Source organism: Alteribacter lacisalsi (assembly GCF_003226345.1).
GTDB classification, from domain to species: Bacteria; Bacillota; Bacilli; order Bacillales; family Salisediminibacteriaceae; genus Alteribacter; species Alteribacter lacisalsi.
In genome coordinates, this window is sequence record NZ_PDOF01000002.1 from 161034 (window position 1) to 183197 (window position 22164).

25 protein-coding genes are annotated in these 22164 nt (G+C 50.7%); 16 read left to right on the top strand and 9 right to left on the bottom strand.

Annotated elements, in window-relative coordinates:
* The first annotated feature begins 41 nt into the window (after positions 1-41).
* The 3 genes from CR205_RS12145 to CR205_RS12155 all read left to right on the top strand — a co-directional run bounded on the left by CR205_RS12145 (position 42) and on the right by CR205_RS12155 (position 2398).
* Complete coding sequence (locus CR205_RS12145; protein ID WP_110520180.1) at positions 42-827, top strand: carbon-nitrogen family hydrolase; 786 nt, start codon at positions 42-44, stop codon at positions 825-827.
* A 257-nt stretch (positions 828-1084) separates the two neighbouring features.
* Positions 1085-1849 carry a putative hydro-lyase gene (locus tag CR205_RS12150; protein ID WP_110520936.1) on the top strand — a complete coding sequence of 255 codons (765 nt, stop codon included), beginning with the start codon at positions 1085-1087 and terminating at the stop codon, positions 1847-1849.
* Between the two features lie 204 nt (positions 1850-2053).
* A complete protein-coding gene (locus tag CR205_RS12155) occupies positions 2054-2398 on the top strand; it encodes a hypothetical protein (RefSeq protein WP_110520181.1) in 345 nt (114 codons plus the stop codon).
* A 46-nt stretch (positions 2399-2444) separates the two neighbouring features.
* On the opposite strand, the gene CR205_RS12160 is transcribed toward CR205_RS12155, so the two are convergent.
* The gene (locus CR205_RS12160; RefSeq protein WP_110520183.1) at positions 2445-3359 is read right to left on the bottom strand and encodes a peptidylprolyl isomerase; all 915 of its coding nucleotides are present in this window, start codon (positions 3357-3359) and stop codon (positions 2445-2447) included.
* Between the two features lie 273 nt (positions 3360-3632).
* On the bottom strand, positions 3633-5636 hold the full coding sequence (locus CR205_RS12165; RefSeq protein WP_110520185.1) for a FixG Ig-like domain-containing protein: 2004 nt from the start codon (positions 5634-5636) through the stop codon (positions 3633-3635).
* Positions 5637-5840: 204 nt separating this feature from the next.
* On the opposite strand from CR205_RS12165, the gene CR205_RS20285 reads away from it, so the two are divergent.
* Complete coding sequence (locus tag CR205_RS20285) at positions 5841-6002, top strand: hypothetical protein (protein WP_161524768.1); 162 nt, start codon at positions 5841-5843, stop codon at positions 6000-6002.
* A 21-nt stretch (positions 6003-6023) separates the two neighbouring features.
* Here the strand turns inward: CR205_RS20285 and CR205_RS12170 are convergent, their stop codons facing one another.
* A complete protein-coding gene (locus CR205_RS12170) occupies positions 6024-6986 on the bottom strand; it encodes a D-2-hydroxyacid dehydrogenase (RefSeq protein WP_110520187.1) in 963 nt (320 codons plus the stop codon).
* Positions 6987-7166: 180 nt separating this feature from the next.
* Between CR205_RS12170 and fbpA the strand changes: the two genes are divergently transcribed.
* Complete coding sequence (gene fbpA / locus CR205_RS20105) at positions 7167-7325, top strand: Fur-regulated basic protein FbpA (RefSeq protein ID WP_142669894.1); 159 nt, start codon at positions 7167-7169, stop codon at positions 7323-7325.
* Positions 7326-7465: 140 nt separating this feature from the next.
* A complete protein-coding gene (locus CR205_RS12175; RefSeq protein ID WP_110520189.1) occupies positions 7466-7651 on the top strand; it encodes a hypothetical protein in 186 nt (61 codons plus the stop codon).
* Between the two features lie 179 nt (positions 7652-7830).
* Here CR205_RS12175 and CR205_RS12180 read toward each other — a convergent pair whose 3' ends face one another.
* Both CR205_RS12180 and CR205_RS12185 read right to left on the bottom strand, forming a co-directional pair.
* Positions 7831-8025, bottom strand: a complete 195-nt coding sequence (locus CR205_RS12180; RefSeq protein WP_110520191.1) for a hypothetical protein — start codon at positions 8023-8025, stop codon at positions 7831-7833.
* An 18-nt stretch (positions 8026-8043) separates the two neighbouring features.
* Entirely contained in the window at positions 8044-8223 is a 180-nt protein-coding gene (locus CR205_RS12185; RefSeq protein ID WP_110520193.1) for a small acid-soluble spore protein H, read from the bottom strand.
* Positions 8224-8437: 214 nt separating this feature from the next.
* Between CR205_RS12185 and CR205_RS12190 the strand changes: the two genes are divergently transcribed.
* From CR205_RS12190 to CR205_RS12200, 3 genes are read left to right on the top strand one after another with little or no spacing between them, the layout of a single operon-like run.
* Positions 8438-9565, top strand: coding sequence for a helix-hairpin-helix domain-containing protein (locus CR205_RS12190; protein WP_110520195.1), 1128 nt, complete (start codon positions 8438-8440; stop codon positions 9563-9565).
* Positions 9566-9575: 10 nt separating this feature from the next.
* On the top strand, positions 9576-9839 hold the full coding sequence (locus CR205_RS12195; RefSeq protein WP_110520197.1) for a DUF3006 domain-containing protein: 264 nt from the start codon (positions 9576-9578) through the stop codon (positions 9837-9839).
* Positions 9840-9860: 21 nt separating this feature from the next.
* The gene (locus tag CR205_RS12200) at positions 9861-10082 is read left to right on the top strand and encodes a hypothetical protein (RefSeq protein WP_110520199.1); all 222 of its coding nucleotides are present in this window, start codon (positions 9861-9863) and stop codon (positions 10080-10082) included.
* Between the two features lie 6 nt (positions 10083-10088).
* Here CR205_RS12200 and CR205_RS12205 read toward each other — a convergent pair whose 3' ends face one another.
* Positions 10089-10424, bottom strand: coding sequence for a YolD-like family protein (locus CR205_RS12205; protein WP_110520201.1), 336 nt, complete (start codon positions 10422-10424; stop codon positions 10089-10091).
* A 259-nt stretch (positions 10425-10683) separates the two neighbouring features.
* Here CR205_RS12205 and rbsK point away from each other — a divergent pair, with 259 nt between their 5' ends.
* Complete coding sequence (rbsK, locus tag CR205_RS12210) at positions 10684-11589, top strand: ribokinase (RefSeq protein WP_110520202.1); 906 nt, start codon at positions 10684-10686, stop codon at positions 11587-11589.
* Positions 11590-11645: 56 nt separating this feature from the next.
* Here rbsK and CR205_RS12215 read toward each other — a convergent pair whose 3' ends face one another.
* On the bottom strand, positions 11646-13250 hold the full coding sequence (locus CR205_RS12215) for a glycoside hydrolase family 43 protein (RefSeq protein WP_110520204.1): 1605 nt from the start codon (positions 13248-13250) through the stop codon (positions 11646-11648).
* Positions 13250-14443, bottom strand: coding sequence for an ROK family transcriptional regulator (locus CR205_RS12220; protein WP_110520206.1), 1194 nt, complete (start codon positions 14441-14443; stop codon positions 13250-13252). The genes CR205_RS12215 and CR205_RS12220 overlap by 1 nt, the downstream gene beginning before the upstream one ends.
* A gap of 213 nt (positions 14444-14656) precedes the next feature.
* On the opposite strand from CR205_RS12220, the gene CR205_RS12225 reads away from it, so the two are divergent.
* From CR205_RS12225 to CR205_RS12235, 3 genes are all read left to right on the top strand, one after another.
* A complete protein-coding gene (locus CR205_RS12225) occupies positions 14657-15976 on the top strand; it encodes an extracellular solute-binding protein (protein WP_110520208.1) in 1320 nt (439 codons plus the stop codon).
* Between the two features lie 98 nt (positions 15977-16074).
* A complete protein-coding gene (locus CR205_RS12230) occupies positions 16075-16953 on the top strand; it encodes a carbohydrate ABC transporter permease (RefSeq protein WP_110520210.1) in 879 nt (292 codons plus the stop codon).
* Between the two features lie 15 nt (positions 16954-16968).
* Complete coding sequence (locus CR205_RS12235) at positions 16969-17790, top strand: carbohydrate ABC transporter permease (protein WP_110520212.1); 822 nt, start codon at positions 16969-16971, stop codon at positions 17788-17790.
* A gap of 219 nt (positions 17791-18009) precedes the next feature.
* Here the strand turns inward: CR205_RS12235 and CR205_RS12240 are convergent, their stop codons facing one another.
* Positions 18010-18621, bottom strand: a complete 612-nt coding sequence (locus CR205_RS12240; RefSeq protein WP_110520214.1) for a YesL family protein — start codon at positions 18619-18621, stop codon at positions 18010-18012.
* A gap of 116 nt (positions 18622-18737) precedes the next feature.
* Here CR205_RS12240 and xylA point away from each other — a divergent pair, with 116 nt between their 5' ends.
* The 3 genes from xylA (at position 18738) to CR205_RS12255 (ending at position 22023) form a co-directional block, all read left to right on the top strand.
* Positions 18738-20063 (top strand): xylose isomerase, encoded by a 1326-nt coding sequence (xylA, locus tag CR205_RS12245; protein ID WP_110520216.1) that lies wholly within the window; start codon positions 18738-18740, stop codon positions 20061-20063.
* Positions 20064-20090: 27 nt separating this feature from the next.
* A complete protein-coding gene (gene xylB / locus CR205_RS12250) occupies positions 20091-21590 on the top strand; it encodes a xylulokinase (RefSeq protein ID WP_110520218.1) in 1500 nt (499 codons plus the stop codon).
* A 124-nt stretch (positions 21591-21714) separates the two neighbouring features.
* Positions 21715-22023: a hypothetical protein gene (locus CR205_RS12255; RefSeq protein WP_110520220.1), complete on the top strand. Its 309-nt coding sequence runs from the start codon at positions 21715-21717 to the stop codon at positions 22021-22023.
* The last annotated feature ends 141 nt before the right edge of the window (positions 22024-22164 follow it).

Consider the following 22164-nt stretch of genomic DNA (forward strand, 5'->3'; position numbering starts at 1 on the left):
GGCGAATGATATAAAAATTAAAAAATGCGGAGGGAAATAGGATGAACATCGTAACCTTTCAGACGGATATCATACCAGGCGATCCGGAAGCAAACCGGCAGGCGATGAAGAAGCGTTTCGAACGTGTGGTGACACCGGGGGACACAGACCTTGTGGTGCTGCCGGAAATGTGGACGACCGCCTATACACTCCCGGATCTTCATACCCAGGCCGAAGAAATGGAAAGCCGCACACTTGCCCTGCTGAAAGAGCTGGCTGTGGCGTATGACGTCCATATAGTGGGCGGTTCGATTGCCGTCCTTGAAAACGGGAAAGTCTATAACCGAGCGCTGGTCGTAAACAGGACAGGGGAGCTCGTGTATCACTACGATAAACTCCATCTCGTTCCGATGCTCAACGAGCCGGATTTTCTTGCGCCGGGCGGACAGAAAGTGAAAGTGTTTGAGCTCGACGGGGTAAAGATGGGGCTTATTATCTGCTTTGATCTCCGTTTTCCGGAAATCATTCGCGAGCTGGCTCTTCAGGGTGCCCAGGCGCTGTTTATTCCGGCTGAATGGCCTGACGCACGTGCCGGTCATTGGGAGATCCTGCAGCAGGCCCGGGCGATCGAGAATCAGATGTATGTGATCTCATCCAACCGGATCGGCAGCTACGACGGTGTGGATTTCGCCGGACGATCCATGATCATTGACCCTTGGGGTAATATCATGGCAAAAGGAAGCGCAGACAAGGAGGAGTTCCTCCGGATATCACTCGATCTTGAAAACGTCAAAGACGTGCGGCGCCGCGTTCCCATTTTTGACAGCCGAGTACCTGAGTTTTATTAACTCTTGAAAATCGGGTGGACTTCATTAGTGGAAGAACCTTCACTTAAATCAACAAACGAGGTATGCCTAAGAAATGAAAAAAAGGTATCTGTTACGTGCGCAGTTTCACGCCGGCAGAGAGACTCCTGCGGCAATGGAGGCAAGGCGTGACCCCGCAGGCGCAGCCGAGGAGGCTTGCCGGCATCGCCGCGGAAAGCGAACGGACGGCGGGAAGCGGAGCTTCCTTTATAAAATCTCTTTTACAGGAGGACTTACACATGTATACACCTCAGCAGATTCGTGAGGAGATCCGAAGCGGGAATTGGACAGCCCCTACATCCGGTGCGTGCGGGGATTACCTGCAGGCCAATCTTGTCGTCATGCCGGAACAATATGCGGTGGATTTTGAGCGCTATGCGGAACTTAACCCGAAACCGTGTCCGGTTCTGGAAAAACTGCCGGCGGGATCCTGGCGTCCAAAACTGGCTCCGGAAGCCGACATCCGCACCGATCTGCCCGGCTACAGAGTGTACCGGGACGGCCGGCTGACAGATCAGCGGGAATCGATTGAAGACTTATGGGAAGAGGATTTCGTCAGTTTTCTGATCGGCTGCAGTTTTACGTTTGAAGATGCGCTCAAAGCTGACGGCATTCCTCTTCGCCATGTGGAGCAGAAAAAGAATGTGGCCATGTACAAAACGAATATCGACACAGTGCCGGCCGGCCCTTTTGGGGGGAAAATGGTCGTTTCCATGAGACCAGTCCATAAAGATAAAGTCAGACAGGCGGAAGAAGTGACCAGCCGTTATCCAAAAGTACACGGAGGTCCCGTTCATGCCGGCGATCCGTCTCAGATCGGGATCACTGATCTGTCCAACCCTGATTACGGTGAAGCCGTTACGATCGGTGAAGACGAAGTGCCCGTGTTCTGGGCATGCGGGGTCACGCCGCAGGAAGCGATCCTGCAGGCAAAGCTTCCCCTCGTGATTACGCATGAGCCGGGGCACATGTTTATTACAGACAGAAAGTATGAGGAGCTTTAACTGGGACGGGCGTCCCCCTGAAATGGGAGGCGCTCTTTTTCTGCTTATACCGGCCATCATCGGGAACTTGTCTGAATAGTATTGGCTTCACTGGTGCTCCTTGGTATAGTAGGGATAACAAATATTCAGCAGAGGTATTCTTTTGGTTTCAGTGCCTGGGCCAAAAAGAGACTGGTACATAACAGCCGATAGGAGGCGATCAGCGTGACGTTTTTCCTGAGCGTGCTCACTTTAATTGTTCTTATGTTTGCTTTTCACCTGGCAGGGCTCCGTCTGGCTCTGTATCTGAAGGATAACGGCGTTTCAAGGGAACTGCGCGCCTACCCGTATGCGGCCGCATTTCTTGTTCTATCGTCGGTTCTCACATTTATGAACCGCATCGACGGACTGACGCTGTTTTCCTTTGAGATTGCCACGCTCATTTTCGGAGCAGGGGTCTTTCTGTTTCACACCACGCTGCTCATCGTGAAAGCCGTGAGCACGTCCGGTTACAAAAGCCTCTCTGCGAAAGCCTATCCAGTCTATGAAAAACTGCTGTTTAAAATGTAAAAACGTCGTTCCCGGCTGTACACCATAGGGAACGGCGTTTTTTTGACTAATCCAATTCCTGAAGAAAATCACCCAGGTCAAACAGTTCTTCCAGTTCATCAACATAAATATCAACCAGACCGTCATGAATCAGTCCGGCAATGCGGCTGTGGGCTTCAGCAGGATCAACAAGCTCATCAACGATGGTGTTGCGGATCTCCCGTCTATGCTGCTCAAGACCGCTGCCGTCTGTATCAGCACCCTGCCTGTCCACCACTTTAATAATGTGAAAACCGAATTGGGTGGCGACCGGCTCGCTGATGTCCCCGGGCTCCATTCTGAATGCAGCTTCTTCAAATTCCGGGACCATGACGCCGGTAACGAAAAAGCCAAGATCCCCGCCATTCCCGGCATTTGTGCTGTCAGTGGAATACTCTGCTGCCAGCTCGGCAAAGTCCGCCCCTGAATCAAGTTTTTCCATGACTTCGAGGGCCGTTTCCTCTTCTTCAACTAAAATATGACGGGCATGCACTTCTGTACTCAGCTCAAGATAGCGCTCTTCGATATCGCTGTCACTGATATCCAGACCGTCTGCTTTCGCCTCCTCCTGAAGCAGCGTCACTTTTACCATATTTCTGAAAGAGGTCTCGTTACCGTATCCCTGATGATCGAGCCATAAATCAAAATCGTCACCGATTTGTTCCTTCAGTGACTCCAATTCCCGGTCAATCTCTTCCTCACTGACCGTATAGTGCTCTTCTAAAACCTGAATGGTCACAAGCTCCTGCAGCACCGCTTTTCCATAGCGGTTTACGAGCGCTTCATGGAAGTCCTCTTCTGTAATACCGCCGCCTGTGGTTTCCGCCACCAAGCCGTCAGCTTGAGCCTTTTCCTCCCCGGACGCATCCGTTTCGTTTCCGCTGCAGGCAGTGAGCACCATTAGTCCTGCCGCCAGTACAAGCAGCCCGGCTTTTCCTTTCATAACAAGCACTCCTTTTAAAAAGATTATGTAAGGAGACTGGGACAAAAGTGTTTTGAAGGATGAAAATCCGAACAACCTGTATGCGGCGCAACTAACCGCTCCTGAAAGATACGCTGCTTTCCGCGGGAAGCGGCTGAGCCTCCGCGTGCTTCGCCCTGCGGGGTCTCACCTGCGCTTTTCCTCCTGCAGGAGTCAGCGTATCTTGCATCCGCTTTACAGCGTTTTGTTCGGGTTCTCACCTTAACACTTTACTTATGTCCCAGACTCAAAAAATTATCGTGCGTTGCCGTTGCCCGGACCGACTCTTCTGGTTACTTCTGATGTCTGGTCTGCATCTGTTTCAGAGGTCGCAGAGAAGGTGAGTGATGTCGGGCGAGGTCCCTGACCCCGGCCTGGTTCCGGAATCTGTACGTAAACCGGCACATCAACCGTTTCCCCTGCCGCTACTTCAATAAGATTGTTCTGAAGCACATAGTCCCAGTCGGATTCCAGTTCCACATCGAGGCGGAAAATATCTGTTTCCTCACCAGTGTTCGTTACTTCGAACGTGTACTCCGCAATTTTACCTGGCTGGGCGTGATCGACTCCTCCTGAGGCCGCACTGACGCCGCGCTCATATGGACCGGCTCCGTCAAGGTGACGAACCGCCACACGGTAGGAAAGGGCTTCATCGTCTGCTACGAGCTTATCGAGTACGTAGAAGTGGAGTCGGTTGTGATGGTCCACATATTCGTTTACTACACCATCTGCGGTACCAGCCTTAAAGAGGGCGTTTGCCAGCTGCTGGTAGTCCCCAAGGGAAAGCATTTCCTCGGTCCCGTCAGGACGAACAAAGTCAACAAGACTGATGTCATCCGGCTGGGCATCAATGACCCAGATATTCGGCCAAGCTTCATTGTTTCTGGTTTTGGCCATCAGCACACCGGCGTCCATCTGGAACGAATCAAAGCCGACACGGTCGACGACTTCGATCGTGTAGTTGTTGTACCAGCGTTCGCCCCGCTGCATATCGGCCCGCCAGTCATCCACAAGGAAATTACGTGGTGTGTGATCCACCATTTCGATATTCAGGCCGTACAGCCCGTCACGGCCGAATTCCTCTCCTGACGGAACGGAACGGCTCAGTACATCTGCAAACACAGGTCCGGTTTCCTCGAGATCATCCCGGTGCACGTTTACATACTGATCTTCTGTAATGTAGCCCTGTTTAATTTTGTTCCGGAGCATATGGTGTGACGGGGAGGAGGCGCCTTCGTAGGAAGGAATCGTCCAGCGCGTATGGTTGCCCCCGGGACCGTTGAATGCGCCTCGGCTCATCAGCTCCCACGGACCGGAGTACGTCCGGGAAACAGGGTCCGCATATGGATTGTTGTAGTTGTCGAGCAGTTCCATAATGTGACCGAATTCATGGGCGAATACGGCCATTCCGCTGCTTTCCCCCTGAAGTGAGATTCCCTGGCTGATGTTCGCTCTTGCCCAAAGACTGGACGCTGCCAGCCAGGACGTCCATGGCACATAGCGTGTATTGGCCCAATTGTTCAGTTCGTCCCTGAACTCTTCCGGCGGACCGAATTCGTCCGTTACATCCTCGGGATTTTCAAACATCATTTCACCGAACTGCTGCCACACATCGGATTCGTTATAGCCTGCATGGACGATGAAGGTGAAATCATACTCAATGCCCGAATCCTCAATGTCATCAGCAGCGGCTGCGATTGCGTGATTCATCAGGTTGTACGTGCTGTAGCCGGCAGGCATGTCCACCTGCTGGCCAAATTCTCCCATGCCGTACTGAAACATACGGTGGTCCATTTCGTAGACGCCGTAAGCATCGAGGTTCACTGCCCACTGACCGAATGAGTTCTCCCGCCAGAACTCGTCAATCGTACGGTAATGATTCAGTTCAGAAGGTACGTTTAAGTAATCAAGCCACCACTGCGGCAGCTCTTCACGGGGGATATCGCCGACGCCGATCGGGTTGCCTGCCGGATCCGATCCTTCAGGCTGACTCAGGATAAACTCCTGATCGGGAAAATCGACGAGAATAAGCGCCCCTTTTATGTCGAGTTCAGGTTCAATATGTTCAGCGTCATTCCAATTAATACCCGGGATCGGACGGTACTCGTCCCATGTCATATCCCGCGGGAGTTTCCACGTTTCTTCATCAATCGGTTCGGGGAATTCTGACTGACCCGGTGGACCGGCAAAAGCAGTAGTCGAAGAAAAAAGCAGCATTGCACTGAGGGTAAGGGCAGCTGGTGTCTTTTTGACCTTCATTTAAAAACCTCCCATTTTTAATTAAAAAACAGACCTGTGGCACCTCCTGTATGTATGACATTTAGACACCCTAAACGTAACAAAAATTCAGAATATTTAGTATTCCTAAAATAAAGTTGAGTATTTAGCCATGAAAACATGTCATTTCACTGGATTGAAAAATTTGGCAGATGGTATTGGAGAATAATGTCTGGTGAGTGAGAGGTGGGTGAGAAGGGAGAATATGGCATACAGCTCGACAAAGTCCGATGTGATTCGTACGTACAGGGAGATTTGAAGGATAACATTAAAGGAAAAGAAGATGTTTCGGCTTTCGTGACATTTGGCAGGGGGCAAAAGCAGGGAAGAAAACAGCACCCGGAATGATTATTCCAGGTGCTGCTCGTTTCAGTATCCTTTTTTGTAATCAACCGGATTGACCGGCAGTGGTTCACCGGATACGTACGCTCTCAGGTTCGGGATAAAGATATCCTCCATCACCCGGTCGTTGTAGTAAACGGTTGAGCCCGAGGTATGCGGGGTGACGATCACCTGGTTCATTTCCCAGAGCGGGTTCGCCTCATTGAGTGGTTCCGTTTCAAACACATCCAAACCGGCACCGGCAATCGCCCCGGACTCGAGCGCATCAATTAAGTCGCGCTCCACGACGAGCTGTCCGCGGCCGATATTGATAAAAAAGGATGATTCCTTCATCAGGTCAAACTGCTTTTTTCCAAACAGATGACGGGTTGCTTCGGTTAATGGAAGCGTAAGGATGACGTAATCGCAGCGTGGGAGAATGCGGTCCAGCTGATCCGGTGTGATCATCTCATCGATACCCTCACAAGGATCTCCGGAGTTTCGTACGCCCAGGGTGGTCATACCAAACGCTTTTAAAAGCCGTGCTGTTTCCCGGCCGATGGCGCCAGTGCCGACAATGGCGGCCGTTTTGCCGTGCATTTCAAGGCCGTTGTTGGCGTGGTGCCACGTTTTCGTCTGCTGCTGGCGGACGTATGTATGAATGTTTCTCGTGAGTCCGAGCATAAGGGCGAGAATGGTTTCGGATATGGGATTGGCGTGGACCCCGTTGGCGCTTGACGCTTTGATGCCGTTCTTTTCGAGGTCGGTCAAAGGAAGGCTGTTGATCCCGGCGCTCCACGTCTGAAGCCATCGAAGCAAATTGTCCCCGTTTTTAACCGGATCGTTCATTTCCTTTTTCCAGCCGGCAATCACTTCGGCGTCGTGGATGTGAGGAAGCCACGTATCCCGGTCCTTGCCTGCAATCACGTCCCAGTCAGGAACGATCGTGTGGATTTCGTCCAGATAACGGTCATCAATGGAGTGGGTAATCAGCAGTTTGCGTTTGGTCATGAGAAGAAGGCCTCCTGTGGTTGTTGGGTTTTCAAAAAGTATAGCACAGGATGAAGGAGGCGGCTTGTGTCAGAGTTTCTGTTAGGTGATTTACAAATAATTTACATCTTGGAGGTTTCATTCCGCTGATAGGGGGTATTTAAAAGTAACAGATGGAAAAAATTGAGGAGGAATCGTACAGTGGAATTGCGCAGACAGATCATCATTCAGGAACTGAACCGGGCAGGGGTTTTTGAAACAGAGGATGGGCGTATGATTTCAAGATTGACCCTCCAGGAACTCGAACTCACAAGAAGTCGTCACGAAAACGCTCAGCTCCTTGCGGAAGCAGGCAGGTAATCCAACTGCAAACCCGGTTGAAGACATCACATACTTGAGGACGGCCGCCTGCCGGGGCGGCGTATTTTTTTTGCATCTTTTTCCCAATCCTCCTGCGTACATATGTTAAAATAAACCAAACAATTGAAGGAGGAACCAGGGTGAATAATATGCTTATTCCCGGCGGGCTGTTTCTTGGCCTCGGCTTCGGCCTTGCTTTTGGTAATGTCGCTCCCGGTCTGTTTATCGGCCTCGGTCTCGGGATGATTCTGAATTCACTTGCCGCCGTGATTGTCCCAAAAGGCCGTGGTACGGTTCTCGAGACAAAAGACACAGCGGAGAAATAAAAAAAGCTGTGTTTTGGAAAAATTGTTGTTTTATTCCGCTACAGCCTCCTCGGTGAAAACGCCCTGCGGGGTCTTCACCTGATGCCATTCCCGCTGGAGTCACCGCCTTTCGCTCCATAATAAAGTGGTCAATAGCAGCAATCTGTACGAACACAGCCATAAAAAAGAGACGCAGCAGGCTACCTTGGCCCGGCTGCGTCCTCCTGCTTTTCTGACCGTACCGTGATATCACGTCCCGCAGCTTCAGGAGCCTTGAGCCCGTTCTGTTTCTTTACATCGGATTCGATCTTTTCATCCTCAAGCGCAGCGCGATCCACTGATTCGTGCTGCTGGGTGTTCAGGTTCCGGCCTGATTGTCTGTTCCATCCACTCATCGTCGATCGCCTCCTCCGTCAGTGTTCTGTCAGCTGGGAGAGGGGAACCTCCTGCTCCTGCTCGGGGTTGTCCAGTGGAAAAATCCGGGCTGTCCCGTTCTGTTCGTCCACATGCTGAATATAAACCGGCGTTTCAAAATATGTTACGTTCGCCATCACCGGTGACTGGCTGATTTCGCTTGCGCGTCCTGCCTGCATCACACACACCTCCTGAAAATAGTCACAGCCTTAACTTTTACACTGCAGGACATTTGTATTCTCTTTTTCCACATAAAAGAAAATGCTGTGCACACCTTACCGGGTCCATTTACGTTACTTTGTTCAAACAGCGTTCATTAACATTCCTGTAACCTGATTTTATTGTTTTTCCTATACGATTACGTTATCCGGGAAAAAACAGGAGGGTTTACAGATGAAAACGTGGGTGAGCAGTTTACTGGCAATGCTGATGGTGTTAACGGTTTTCGGGGCAGGAGAGATGTACGCAGGTTCTGCATTTGCAGGTGGAATGAGTGCCTATGCGGAAAGTGCCGATGAGGAGGATCTGAACACTTTTTTCCAGTCAGATGGAATGGACGTGGTGTTTTTTGATGTGGGACAGGCGGATGCAACGCTGCTCCACAATGATGGCGTAACGATGCTGATTGATGCCGGGACAGGTGCCGGCGGTCAGATGATTGTCAACTACCTGAATCAGGCAGGAATTGATACGATTGACTGGCTCGTGGCGACCCATGCCCACGCCGATCATATCGGCGGCATGGTCACCGTTATGGAGGAAATGGAAATCGGAACGGTGCTCGATTCAGGTATCCCCCACACAACGCAGACGTACATAAACTACCTGGAATATATCGATGACCATGATATTCCGTTTCACGTGCCGGAAATTGGCGAGGCGTTTGGCTTCGGATCGGCCGATGTGACGGTGGTCAACTCCGGGCTTCCGGGGGATTCCCTGCACGACGGCTCCCTGTCTCTTTACATTGACTACGAAGGCAGCACGTTCCTTTTTACAGGGGACGCGGAGACAGCGGGGGAGCAGCGGATCGTCGACAGCTTTGACTTCGGTTCAGGTGTGGATGTTCTTCAGGTGGGTCATCACGGCTCCGATACGAGTTCCAGGCCGTTCTTTCTCGATGCAGTAAATCCTGAGATGGCAGTGTTCTCCTACGGGGAAAACAACCGCTACGGCCACCCTCATCAGGTGGTGGTCGACCGTTTCCTTGACCGCGGTACCACCCTTTACTCCACAGCCGTCAGTGGACATACTGAAATGACGGCGTCAAACGGCCAGGTAACGGTTCATACTGCGCCGTGGGATGGGGATCTTGGTGACGGCGATGACGGGCTCATCAATATCAATACGGCTGGTTCCGCCGAACTTCAGCAGCTTGAAGGCATCGGTCCCGCTCTGGCACAGAATATTATCGATCACAGAAACGCACACGGCCTCTTTCAGTCCATTGAACAGATCATGGACGTTTCCGGGATCGGTGAAGCCCGGTTCGCGGCGATCGAGAATGATATAACCGTCTGAGGTGATGAGCGTGGATAAAGAAAGCATGTACACAGTGGACCGGATCGTAGACGGCTCCTACGCCGTTCTGCTTCCTGACAACGGGGAGGAAGAGGATTTCTCCCTCTCCCTTCGTTATCTTCCCGCCCAGGTGCGGGAAGGGGACCTGCTTGAAATTGCCCTCGACAGCGATGGCCGGGTCAAACAGGCCCGGGTGCTGAATAAAGAGACCGAAGCAAGAAGAAAAAAAGCCGTGAATCTGCTCGAAAAAATAAAAAAGAAGAACCGTCCCTGAACGGTTTAAGGAGTGAATGCCATGGGAACCTACATCGTGGATCGGGTGGAGAATCACATTCTCGCTTATTTTCTTCCTGTGGATGCGGAAGGCACAGCGTTCTCACTGCCCGTTGACCGCCTGCCCGTGCAAGTGAAACAGGGCGACACCGTGGAACTGGAGATCGCAAACGGGGACGTCACGTCCGCCCGAATCGTGGAACGGTACCGGGTCCCCAGGAAAAAACGGCGTCCGGAATCCTGAATCACCCTAGTCCGGAAATCGCACATCCGTCAGCGAATCAAACATCAGGTACGCCACATCCCCCTCCGCCGTTGCCACATGCAGCTTCCTCGCCACATAATTGATGTAATGCACATAGCCATACACCTGGTGATGGTATCCGTTCTCCCAGTACGTCACCGCCAGCTCACGATTCAGCCCCATCGCCTCACACACCGTACGCTCAAATTCCTCCAGCTGCTGCGGATCAAGCTCCGGCCGCGCCACCTTAAAATACGCCTCCTGATGCTCCTTCAGCATGCGCACATGCTCAGGCAGCATAAGCGACGTCCACTTGATCGTCCCCCGGTCCTTCTCGTTCATCGGTCATCCCTCCTGTACTTATCATAAAGAACTTTACCGCAGAAAACAAGAACATATGTTCGTTTTTATTTTACGCAGACCTCCCGGGAAAAATGCAGACACTCGTAAAGAAAATGCAGAACCCCGCAGCAGAGCGGGTTTGACACCGCGGACAAAGGGCGCGTTTATCTTCATGAGGCGCAGCTCCCGGAAAATAAAGGAACACACAGGCCCTTTGTGGAAAAGGTAGGCAGACAGAAAAAAAGAAAAGGTGATCACAATGGCAGACGTACTCGTAGTGGGAAGCTACATAGCCGATTTAATGAGCCGCACGCCTCATATGCCGAAAGCCGGTGAAACGGTTCTCGGCGGCCCGTTCCAGATGGGACCGGGTGGAAAGGGAGGCAACCAGGCCGTGGCAGCCGCCCGTTTAGGTGCACACGTGACAATGGTGACGAAAGTAGGCGAGGATCCGTTCGGGGAAGAGGCGTTTCGCAATTTTTCCAGGGAGGGGATCAACACAAATTGGATCACCCGTGATCCGGATGAAGCGACCGGGGCGGCGCTGATCGCCGTGGATGATGAGGGGGAAAACATGATAATCGTCGCTCCCGGTGCGTGCGGGAAACTCACAGCAGCAGATGTGGCCGCCGCAGACGAAGCGTTCACGGGTGCCGACGTGGTGCTGGTTCAGCTGGAAACGGCGATGGAGGCGGTCGAGGCGGCGGTGAACCTGGCTGAGCGTCACGGCAAGCCGCTCATCTTAAACCCTGCGCCGTTTCAGGAGGTTCGTGACGACCTGCTGGCCAAAGCGGCTTACATCACACCCAATGAAACGGAAGCCCGCCTCCTGACCGGTATAGACGTCCAGGATGAAACGACCGCGCACCTCGCCGCCCGGAAGCTGGCGGAAAGAGGCGTCGGCACGGTCATCATCACGCTCGGAAGACAGGGATGCTATGTGTTTACAGACGGGGAAGGGACACTGGTTCCGGGAGTCAAAGTCAACGCGGTGGACACTACCGGTGCAGGTGATGCGTTTAACGGTGCACTGGCCGTTTTTCTGGCTGAAGGAGACGAGGTTCATGACGCCTGCCGTAAAGCGAACCGCGCGGCGGCATTATCCGTCACGAGGCCGGGCACGTCACCGGCCATGGCGTACCGGGAGGAACTGGACTCTCTCTGATGAAATGAAAAAGAACCGGTCTGCCGTTCAAGGCAGACCGGTTTGTTTAAAGGACATTATTTTTCTTTATAACTGAAGTAGTCAAAGTCTGCAGGCTGTCCGGCGCCTGATGTGTCCTGGCACTGCATGCCCACAAAAGCACCTGTAAAGAAACCGCCACCCTGAATGTAGTCATCGGACAGTTTCCATGAAGGAAGCTCCACGGGAATATCTGTCCAGCTGCTTCCATCATACGAGTAGGCGTAGCGGTAAACGGCTGTATCCACCTCTACCCGCAGGTAAACATACTCAGCATCTTCGGGGATGATGGTTTCACGGCCTTTAAGCGGCCCTGAAAAAGAGAAGTTATCACATACAGTCAGTTTAAGAATCCGTCCTTTTTCCTCATCCCTGGTGATCTGCAGTGCCGTCCAGTTCTGGGTATTATAGTAGTTTACCAGACCGGCAGCCTGCTGGAAGGACTCAGGCTGAAAGGCAACTCTCGTTTCCGCCTGAAACTGAAAATGCTGCCAGCGCCGTGCCACATAGGCCTGGGTGAACTTAGACGTGAGCGATTCCCTGCCGTAAAGGCGAAGATGGCCCGGGCGGTCCTGAAGAGAGACGGTCTGTTCACCCAGCGGAATCCTAAGTGTCTGAAAGTCCTGGCTCAGCTTTTCTCCATCAAAATCGTCCTTCTCTACCGCCTCTTCCCACTTCACTTCATCAATGGCGGGACCTGTTATTTCCGTTGAGGGCTGGTTTCCGCCGGTAACGTACGGCCAGTCATTTTTCCACTCAAGCCGCTGAATCGCTGTTTCCCTGCCAAGGGGACAGAAACCGCGTGGATCAAGCAGGGGCTGGTCTTCCATCGGCAGCGGTCTCCCTGTTAAATGAACAAGGAACCATTCATTCGTATGGGTTTCCACGATCGAGGCATGGCCCGCTTTCTGAAGCGGGTTTCTCGGCACAGCGAAAGACGAGATGAGCGGGTTTTCCGGATGCACTTCATAAGGGCCCCATAGATTTTCCGAGCGGGCAATAGTAGCCTGGTGATCGTATTTTGTACCGCCTTCAGCTGTTAACAGGTAATAATAGCCGTTGATTTTATACAGATGCGGAGCTTCGGTAAGCTTCACATCGGTCCCTTTAAAAATGATTTCTTTTGGTCCGGTCAGTCTCTTCTCTTCGGCATTGTATTCCTGCAGGACGATGCCGTAAAAAGGATGATTATCCACCCGTGGATCCCAGACCATGTTAACGAAGTATTTCCTGCCATCGTCGTCATGGAAAAGGGAGGGGTCAAAGCCTGAGCTGTTCATATGTACCGGCTCCGACCACTCGCCGTCGATCGTGTCACAGGTCACGAGGTAGTTATGACAGTCTTTCCACTGGCCCTCTGTGACTTTCACGTCGGTATAGATGAGCCAGAACTGTCCGTCGCTGTATGAGAGAGCAGGAGCCCAGATGCCACCGGAGTCGGGATTTCCCGTCATGTTCAGCTGGCTGAGCCGGTTTAGAGGTCTTGAAACGAGACGCCAGTTTTTCAGATCCTTCGAATGATAAATGCCCACTCCGGGAAACCATTCGAACGTGGATACGGCAATGTAATAGTCTTTACCCGCACGGCAGATGCTCGGGTCTGGATTGAATCCTGTGAGAATAGGGTTTTGAATCGTGGTCATTACTTCATCACCTCGTCCTTTTCTTCAATATTTACCGCAAGGAACTGTTCTGCCGAGAAGGCAGCGGCTCCGAGTGCGGCGGATCGTTTTTCGAGTCTGGAAAAGTGAAGATGGAAATCCTTCCGGGAAGGGACGGCTCCATACTGTTGGAGACAGTCCGTGAGAGCAGGATCGAGCCAGTCCTGAAGGAGGGCAAGCCTGTTGCCGATAATGATCTGCTCTGGATTAAAGCTGTTGATAATGCTGTTGATTCCGACAGCGAGATAGCGGCTGAGGGTTCCGATCAGTCTGATCGTGTCAGCATCTCCGTTCTCTGCATGGGAGATGATGGATTCCAGTGACGGACGGTTCCCAGAATCACTTTGCTCTGCTGCCATTTTCAGGAGGGCTTTTTCTGATGCATACAGCTCCCAGCAGCCTCTATTTCCGCATTTACAGGCTGGGCCTTCCATATTAATGGTCATGTGACCGAGTTCTCCTGAAAGCCCGTTATGTCCTCTGTACAGTTCTCCGTTCAGGATCAGGCCGACTCCGATCCCGATGCCACCGCTGATATAAATAATGTCATTTTGTTCCCTTCCGGCACCGAACTTTTTTTCGCCGTAGGCACCGGCGTTGGCTTCGTTCTCGATGCGGACAGGGACCTGGTAGCGGTCCTCGATCACGGTTTTCAGATCTGCGTTTCTCCAGTCAAGGTTTGGAGCAAGAAGAATCTCACCTGTGAGACTGACCGTCCCCGGTACACCGATTCCCATCCCTACAACGCCATAGGTGGAGTCCGGCATTTCCTTTATAAGGGAGTCAATAACCTGAAAGAGCATATCTTTCGCATCGTCGAGGGACAGATCCTCCACTTTCATCTGCTTCTCATTGCAGATATTTCCCTGAAGGTCACATAAGACAGCGAGAATATAATTTACCCCGATATCAATGCCGATGGAGTAGCCGGCAGCCTGATTGAAAAGCAGCATCACCGGACGTCTGCCTCCGCTTGAAACCCCCGGACCGGATTCGGAGATGAGGTCCTCTTCAAGGAGATCACTGACCATGGAAGACACGGTTCCTTTATTCAGGCCTGTCTGGGCGGCAATGCCGGCCCGTGAAATCGGGTAGGAATGAATGATGGAATGAAGAACGAGCGATTTATTTCTTTTTTTAACAACGTGCTGATTGAATGTCTGAATCATTTTCATGGCAGGCTCCACACTTTCTTTTAATAGTTATCGTCTCTTAGCGTTTCAGGTGGTGTGAAGATTAAGTTTGAATTATTTGAAAACGCTTTTGTGAAATCTATTATAGCATTTATTTTTTTATTATACACTTAGTTTATCCACTAGACAAACTATGATTCCGGTGCTATTCTGAACTTACATTCTTATTTTTCTAAATATTAAGGGGGAAACATCATGGTGAAAATGAAAGCGATTTCTTCGTTTGCTGCTCTGGCTGCGCTCGGTCTGGTTGCTGCAGGCTGTGGAGGATCCGATGATGCTAATGTGGAAGGAAGCAATGGCGGGGACAGCGGGGAATCGGCAACAGTTGAGTTTATGCATCTCTGGCCTCAGGGAAGCTCGGCTGAACATCACCGTATCGTAAATGAAATTATTGAGGATTTTGAGGCGGAGAACAGTAATATTACGATTGATATGCAGGTGCTGAGTAACGAGCAGTACAAGGACCAGATGACAGTCCTCTCATCATCCAACCAGCTTCCTGACGTGGGAATGACATGGGCTGCAGGCTATCTTGATCCGTTTGTAAACGGCAATCAGTTTGCACCGCTCAATGAACTTCTGGAAGAAGAGGGTTTAAGAGATGATTTTGTGGCAGGAACACTTGAAGCCTACGAAAAAGACGGGGAAACCTACGGCCTTCCACTTGAGCTGAATACCGTGTATGTCTACTACAACCAGGCGATCTTTGACGAGCATGGGCTAGAAGCGCCGGAAACCTATGATGAGCTTGAAGAAGTGATCAATACACTGGATGAAAATAATGTAGAGCCGATCGCGCTTGGAAACAGAGACCGCTGGACTGGTTCCATGTGGTACATGTACTTTGCCGACCGGATCGGCGGGGAAGATGCCCTGAACAGTGCGATTGACAGAAGCGGTTCATTTGAAGATCCGGCCCTTGTGGAAGCAGCGGCTAAAGTGCAGGAGCTGGTTCAGAATGATTCATTTGTAAGCGGATTCAACGGTCTTGCTGATGAAGAAGCAAAGAGTATGTTTATGAACGACCAGGCAGCCATGTACATGATTGCTACGTGGGACCTGCCGAACTATACGACAAATGAGGACGTTCCACAGGAATTCCGTGACAACGTCGGCTACTTTAAGTTCCCGACCGTTGATGGTGAAGGCGACAAGGACAGCTTTGTCGGCGGCCCCGGTGTCGGACTGTTCGTGAGTGAAAACTCCGATGTTCAGGACGAGGCCAAGCAGTTTGCATCCTATTTTGTCAACGAGTGGGGCGAGCGTGCTGTGAGTGAAGCAGGTGTTATTCCGGCTACGGTTGTGGATGGTGAAGAGCTCGAGCTTCCGGACATGTATGTGGAAGTTCTTGAAGATCTCAACCAGGCAACCAACCTTACGCTTTATGCGGATGTTCAGATGAGCGCGTCTGTGGCCCAGACACACCTGGATTTGATTCAGTCCCTGTTTGGTCTTGAAATTACGCCGGAGGAATTTGCCGAGCGTCATGAAGAGGCTCTTTCTCAGGAATAATGCAGGCGTACATCCGGAGCTGAAACAGAAATGCACCGGTTTGAAAAGGGCAGTCTCTGATTGCCCTTTTCCATTCTTGATTATTGGAGTTGTGGAATATGAATAAAGTCATGTCAGACAAATGGTTTATCACCCTTTATATTCTGCCTGCAATGCTGCTGCTTGGTATTCTCATCTTCATTCCATTGATTCTGACAGGCTATTACGGTCTGATGAGGTGGGATGGCATTGGTTCGATGGAGTTTATCGGCCTCACCAATTATATAAATGTCATTCAGGACGGGGTCTTCTGGAGGAGCGCAGGTCATTCTTTTCTGCTGGCACTCTTTTCAACCTTGAGCCTGATCATTTACCTTGCTGTGGCTATGATTCTTGCTTCGAAGATTAAAGGGTCGGATTTTTTAAGAAAAATCTACCTTATTCCGATGCTGCTGTCGTCTGTTGCGATCGCCCAGTTGTGGATCAAAATCTACAATCCTTCCAACGGGATGTTAAATGAAATTCTCCGGGGACTGGGTGTTCAGAATCCGCCATTGTGGCTTGCGGATCCGAACATCGTCCTGTACTCGATTTTTGTGCCGATCCTATGGCAGTACGCAGGTTTTTATATTCTTATTTACTATGCAGCACTTAAAGGCATCCCGGAGTCCATCGTGGAAGCGGCCAAAATTGATGGTGCGACACCGGTTCAGATTGCATTCAAGATTAAACTTCCTCTCATTATGGGGGTAGTAAAAGTGACTGTGGTTCTCGCCATTATCGGTTCACTGAAATACTTTGATCTGATCTGGGTTATGACCGGTGGTGGACCGAACGGGGCAAGTGAAGTCATGGCTTCATATATGTACAAGCTGGCATTTGCGAACAATAATTTCGGGTACGGAAGCGCTGTCGCGTTTATGCTGCTTTTAATTACCCTTCTGGTTACATTAGTCGTGCGTAAACTGACTGCAGATAAAGAAGAAATTCAATATTAGGGGGAGGTTGTACATATGGGACGGATCGGCTACTTTCTGCTGTATATCTGTTTGAGTATTGTGGCGGTCTTTCAGATTTTCCCGATTGTCTGGCTGTTTCTTTTTTCACTGAAGGATAATCGTGAAATATTTGCAGGATCCCCTTTTGCTCTTCCGAGTGAAATTCAATGGCAGAACTATGTAAACGTCTGGCAGGGAGGAATCGGAAACTATTTCTTTAACAGTGTCTGGATTACCGGTGTTTCGATTGTACTGACGCTGCTGTTTGCCAGTATGGCTGTTTTCGTGATTACCAGAATGACGTGGAAGCTGAATAAATTTTTCCTCGGTCTGTTTATGGTCGGACTGATGATTCCGATTCATTCATCATTAATTCCGCTGTTCAGCATGTTTTTAAGCGTGAACCTCATCGATAATCCTTGGTCTATTGTTCTGACCTACACGGCGTATAACCTGCCGATTACAATGATGATTCTGCTCGGGTTCTTTTATACGATTCCAAAGGAAATCGAGGAAGCTGCCATTATTGACGGGGCGTCGCTCCACCGGCTGTTCTTCAGGATTATTTTACCCATTTCAACGCCAATCCTGTCGACTACGGCTATTATCAATATGATTTATAACTGGAATGAATTTGTATTTGTGAATACGTTCATTGCGTCTGACCGTTACAAAACGCTGACGGTGGGAATCCAGAATTTTGTGGGTCAGTACATGACCGACTGGGGGGCGATCGGTGCTACGCTTGTCATCAGCGTGCTCCCGATTCTCGTAGCCTTCCTGTTCTTCAGCAACAAAATTGTGGACGGGATTTCCTCAAGTGCGGTTAAGGGGTAAATGTAAAAACGCTGGGTTCGTTTAGATTGTTACTATTGACCAAATTAATTATGGAGCGAAAGGCGGTGACTCCAGCGGGAATAGCATCAGGTGAAGACCCCGCAGGGCGTTTTCACCGAGGAGGGCTGAAGCGATGCCCGCGGAAAGCGTCCGCCTGCAGCGACTTAAAACAACATTTGCGAAAACTGATAAAAAAACCACCCGCTGGAAAGCGGGCAGTCAGGAAGGCTGCTGTTTTTCCTGGATCCGGTTAAAGGCATGGTGAGCAAACCGCATCATAATGAACGCGGAGAAACTGACCCCGAAAATAAAGCCCAGAGCGGGGATCACGGATACGAGCACGTAAAAAGCCCCGAGGCTGATGACCATCAAAAGCGTATGTCCCGGACTGACGAGCATTGTCAAAAAGGCATTTTTGGCCGTTTTGAAAAGAGGCAGGTCGAAATGAACATAGGCGGGAAACAGATAGGACAGAATCAGCAGAAACAGCAGCAGGCCGGCAAGAAGAGGGGCAGAAGTCCACGTAAACAGTTCTCCGATGCTGGCATGAAGAAAAAAGAGATTGAAAATAAAAATGGATGAAAGCAGATAAATCACGATCCCAAGCTGATTGCTTTTCAGGAAGTCAGTTTTATAGTACTTCCAGAACGTTCGGAAGACGGGGAGATCCGTCTCTCCCTTCAGCCACTGTCTGATGATGGAAAACAGGGCGATTGTAGCCGGAAAGAGGCCGAACAAGACAGCGCCGGCAAGGGTGAATAACATCCATAACACATTGATATAGGCAAAACGGGTAATCCACTCTGCCATGCTGTATAAAGCGCGGCTCATAAAATCCCTCCTCTCATTATAGTGAGCTACATGATCAGGGATCTTCAGTATGTAGAATACCTTTGTTTATCTATTGAATCAACAAAGAAAAATATAATCTTCCGGAGGTAATGATAATGACAATGTTTAAATCAGTTGAAGCGGTTAAGTATGAAGGGCCTCAGTCCACTAATCCACATGCGTTTAAATTCTATGACCCGCAGGAAAAAATTGGCGGGAAGACAATGGAAGAATACCTCCGTTTCGGTGTGGCCTACTGGCACACGTTTACAGAGGATCTCTCGGACCCATTCGGGACCGGAACAGCGAACCGCCCATGGGATAACTTTAAAGGAATGGATCTGGCGAAAGCACGTGTGGAAGCCGCTTTTGAGTTTTTCGAAAAGCTCGGTGTGCCGTACTTCTGTTTTCACGATGTGGACATTGCCCCTGAAGGTGACAGTCTGAAAGAAACGTACCGGAACCTTGATGAGATTACCGGAATGATTAAAGAATATATGAAAGACAGTAAAACGAAGCTTCTATGGAATACAGCGAACAACTTTACGAATCCCCGCTTTGTACATGGAGCTGCATCTTCCAGTAATGCGGATGTGTTTGCCTACTCTGCTGCGAAAGTGAAAAAAGGGCTCGAAATTGGAAAAGAGCTAGGTGCCGAAAACTATGTGTTCTGGGGCGGCCGCGAAGGGTATGAGACGCTTCTTAATACTGACCTCAAACTGGAGCTGGACAACCTGGGCCGCTTCTTCCATATGGCGGTTGATTACGCAAAGGAAATCGGCTTTGACGCCCAGTTCCTCATTGAGCCGAAACCAAAAGAACCGACCTCCCATCAGTATGATTTCGATGTGGCAAGCGGGTATGCATTCCTCCAGCACTACGGATTGCAGGATCACTTTAAATTTAACATTGAAGCCAACCACGCCACGCTGGCCGGCCATACATTTGAGCACGAACTCCGCTATGCCCGCACCCACGGCATGCTCGGATCGGTCGATGCCAACCAGGGACACCCGCTGCTTGGCTGGGATACGGATGAATTTCCGACAGATTTGTATTCTACGACTCTTGCGATGTATGAAATTATTAAAAACGGCGGCCTCGGCTCAGGCGGCCTGAACTTTGATGCAAAAGTGAGACGGGGCTCCTTTGAACCGGAAGATCTGTTTGAAGCCCACATTGCCGGTATGGATGCTTTTGCAGTTGGAATGAAGGTGGCGCAGAAGCTGGTCGATGATAACGTTATGGAGGATCTGGTTGCAAACCGTTACAAGAGTTATACAGAAGGCATCGGCAAGGACATCGTGGACGGGAAGGCAGGTTTTAAACAGCTTGAGGACCATGCTCTTGGCCTGGGGGAAATTAAGAATCAGTCCGGCAAACAGGAGCGGATAAAAGCGGTCATCAATCAGTACCTGCTCCGTGCGTACGCTGGAGAATAATTCAGGACAGTCGGGAGGGAAAAGAAAATGAAGTATGTGATTGGTGCAGACCTGGGCACCAGCTCAGTCAAACTGATGCTGGTTGATCAGAACGGAACGGTCGTTCATGAGGTATCACGGCCATATCCTCTTTACCAGACTTCCGGAGGATACAGCGAGCAGGATCCGGACGACTGGGTGAAGGAAACGATTGCCGGACTGTCCGAACTTGTGACCGGATTTTCCGGCAGCCCTCAAGATATCGAGGGTATGAGCTTTTCCGGACAGATGCACGGACTGGTGCTGCTGGATGAGAAGCACGAACCTCTTCGCCCGGCGATTCTCTGGAATGACACGAGAACAACAGCGGAATGCCGGGAGATAGACGAAAAAGCGGGAAAAGAACGGCTCCTCGAGATTACGAAAAATCCCGCTCTTGAGGGGTTTACGCTCCCTAAAATTCTCTGGGTAAAAAAGCACGAACCGGAGATCTTCTCGAGAGCGGTTACGTTTCTTTTACCAAAAGATTACGTTCGTCTTAAACTGACGGAGAAGCTTCATATGGAGTATTCCGATGCTGCAGGAACGCTTCTCCTGGATATTTCGCAGAAAGCGTGGAGTGAGGAACTGTGCAGGGTATTTGAACTTCCGGAAGGTTTTTGCCCACCACTCGTGGAGCCGGGAGATGAAACAGGCCGGATCACTTCTCGCGCTACAGAGGAAACAGGACTGCCTGCGTCACTGAAAGTATTTGCCGGAGGCGCCGACAATGCCTGCGGAGCCATTGGAGCCGGCATCCTTGAGGACGGTAAAACGCTGGTTAGCATTGGCACGTCAGGCGTTGTGCTGTCTTATGAAAAAGACCACAATAAGGACTTTGACGGATCGGTTCATTACTTTAACCACGGAGCTCCGGGTGCCTGGTATACGATGGGGGTCACACTGGCTGCCGGACACAGTCTGAGCTGGTTTAAAAATGTGTTTGCCAAAGGAGAGGACTTTGGCAGTCTGCTTGAAAACGTGGATCAGGTCCCACCTGGTGCAAATGGGCTCTTGTTTACCCCTTATATTAACGGGGAGAGAACACCACATGCGGATGCACAAATCAGAGGGAGTTTTATCGGAATGGACGCCTCTCACCGCCGGGAGGATTTTGTCCGTGCGATTCTGGAGGGAATCACCTATTCTCTTAACGAGTCGGCCGCGATTTTCAGAGAGAACGGAAAAACAATCGATACGATCGTGTCCATTGGCGGTGGAGCGAAAAATGACGTCTGGCTACAGATGCAGGCGGACATTTTCGGGGCGAAAATTGTGAAGCTGGCGAGTGAACAGGGGCCGGGCATGGGGGCAGCGATGCTCGCCGCCGTGGGATGCGGCTGGTACGAGACGCTCTCGGCTTGTGCCGATACATTTGTGGAAGTGGATAAAGAGTATCTCCCTGATCCGTTGAACCAGGAAGTATACGATGAGCACTTCCGGCTGTATCAGGATGTATACGCTAAAACAAGAGAGCTGAGTGAACAATTAGGGGCATTCAGAAGATAACTGTGAAGCACGGGGCGAATGAGCCCTGTGCTTTTTTGCGGCTTATCTCTTATAGAGGATGGGAAAAACACGGCAGATCGCTTATACTGGAATTTGAATGATGCTTAAGCAGGGAGTGTCTCGATTGGACATATTACTTTATTTTGCGGTCATCCCCGCTGTTTCGATAGCAGCAGGGGTTCTCGCTTTTTATTTTGCATACAGGGAATGGTGGATTGCGCCGCTCGTGACCGGCGTTCTGTACGTAGGGATTTATGCGGTTGCGGCCCAGTCCTTTGCCATGGCCATAGGGAATCCGTTTCTGATTCCGGTCTGTGCCCTTGCCGCACTCATCGTCTGGTTCTTTAACCCATCGGAGCCGGTAGAAGAGGAGGAGGACGAAATGATGGCGTTCTCCAAAAAATGGCGCAAGTCCGAAGGGGACGAATCGTAGCAGGGTTTTATGGTGAGCGATTTCCTCACCATAAAACCCCTAAGCAATGAGCGGAGCCGCTTCACGGTCTTCCAGGCTGACCGGTGATTTTCCGGTCAGACCGAAGCGCGCAGCCATTGTATGGGGAGAAGATTTCTCACC

Coding starts and splice junctions, on each gene's coding strand:
- CR205_RS12145 (WP_110520180.1), top strand. CDS start 42: ATGAACATCGTAACCTTTCAGACGGATATCATACCAGGCGATCCGGAA.
- CR205_RS12150 (WP_110520936.1), top strand. CDS start 1,085: ATGTATACACCTCAGCAGATTCGTGAGGAGATCCGAAGCGGGAATTGG.
- CR205_RS12160 (WP_110520183.1), bottom strand. CDS start 3,359: ATGAAAGGAAAAGCCGGGCTGCTTGTACTGGCGGCAGGACTAATGGTG.
- CR205_RS12165 (WP_110520185.1), bottom strand. CDS start 5,636: ATGAAGGTCAAAAAGACACCAGCTGCCCTTACCCTCAGTGCAATGCTG.
- CR205_RS12170 (WP_110520187.1), bottom strand. CDS start 6,986: ATGACCAAACGCAAACTGCTGATTACCCACTCCATTGATGACCGTTAT.
- CR205_RS12180 (WP_110520191.1), bottom strand. CDS start 8,025: ATGAGTGGATGGAACAGACAATCAGGCCGGAACCTGAACACCCAGCAG.
- CR205_RS12185 (WP_110520193.1), bottom strand. CDS start 8,223: ATGCAGGCAGGACGCGCAAGCGAAATCAGCCAGTCACCGGTGATGGCG.
- CR205_RS12190 (WP_110520195.1), top strand. CDS start 8,438: ATGAAAACGTGGGTGAGCAGTTTACTGGCAATGCTGATGGTGTTAACG.
- CR205_RS12200 (WP_110520199.1), top strand. CDS start 9,861: ATGGGAACCTACATCGTGGATCGGGTGGAGAATCACATTCTCGCTTAT.
- CR205_RS12205 (WP_110520201.1), bottom strand. CDS start 10,424: ATGAACGAGAAGGACCGGGGGACGATCAAGTGGACGTCGCTTATGCTG.
- rbsK (WP_110520202.1), top strand. CDS start 10,684: ATGGCAGACGTACTCGTAGTGGGAAGCTACATAGCCGATTTAATGAGC.
- CR205_RS12215 (WP_110520204.1), bottom strand. CDS start 13,250: ATGACCACGATTCAAAACCCTATTCTCACAGGATTCAATCCAGACCCG.
- CR205_RS12220 (WP_110520206.1), bottom strand. CDS start 14,443: ATGAAAATGATTCAGACATTCAATCAGCACGTTGTTAAAAAAAGAAAT.
- CR205_RS12225 (WP_110520208.1), top strand. CDS start 14,657: ATGGTGAAAATGAAAGCGATTTCTTCGTTTGCTGCTCTGGCTGCGCTC.
- CR205_RS12230 (WP_110520210.1), top strand. CDS start 16,075: ATGAATAAAGTCATGTCAGACAAATGGTTTATCACCCTTTATATTCTG.
- CR205_RS12235 (WP_110520212.1), top strand. CDS start 16,969: ATGGGACGGATCGGCTACTTTCTGCTGTATATCTGTTTGAGTATTGTG.
- CR205_RS12240 (WP_110520214.1), bottom strand. CDS start 18,621: ATGAGCCGCGCTTTATACAGCATGGCAGAGTGGATTACCCGTTTTGCC.
- xylA (WP_110520216.1), top strand. CDS start 18,738: ATGACAATGTTTAAATCAGTTGAAGCGGTTAAGTATGAAGGGCCTCAG.
- xylB (WP_110520218.1), top strand. CDS start 20,091: ATGAAGTATGTGATTGGTGCAGACCTGGGCACCAGCTCAGTCAAACTG.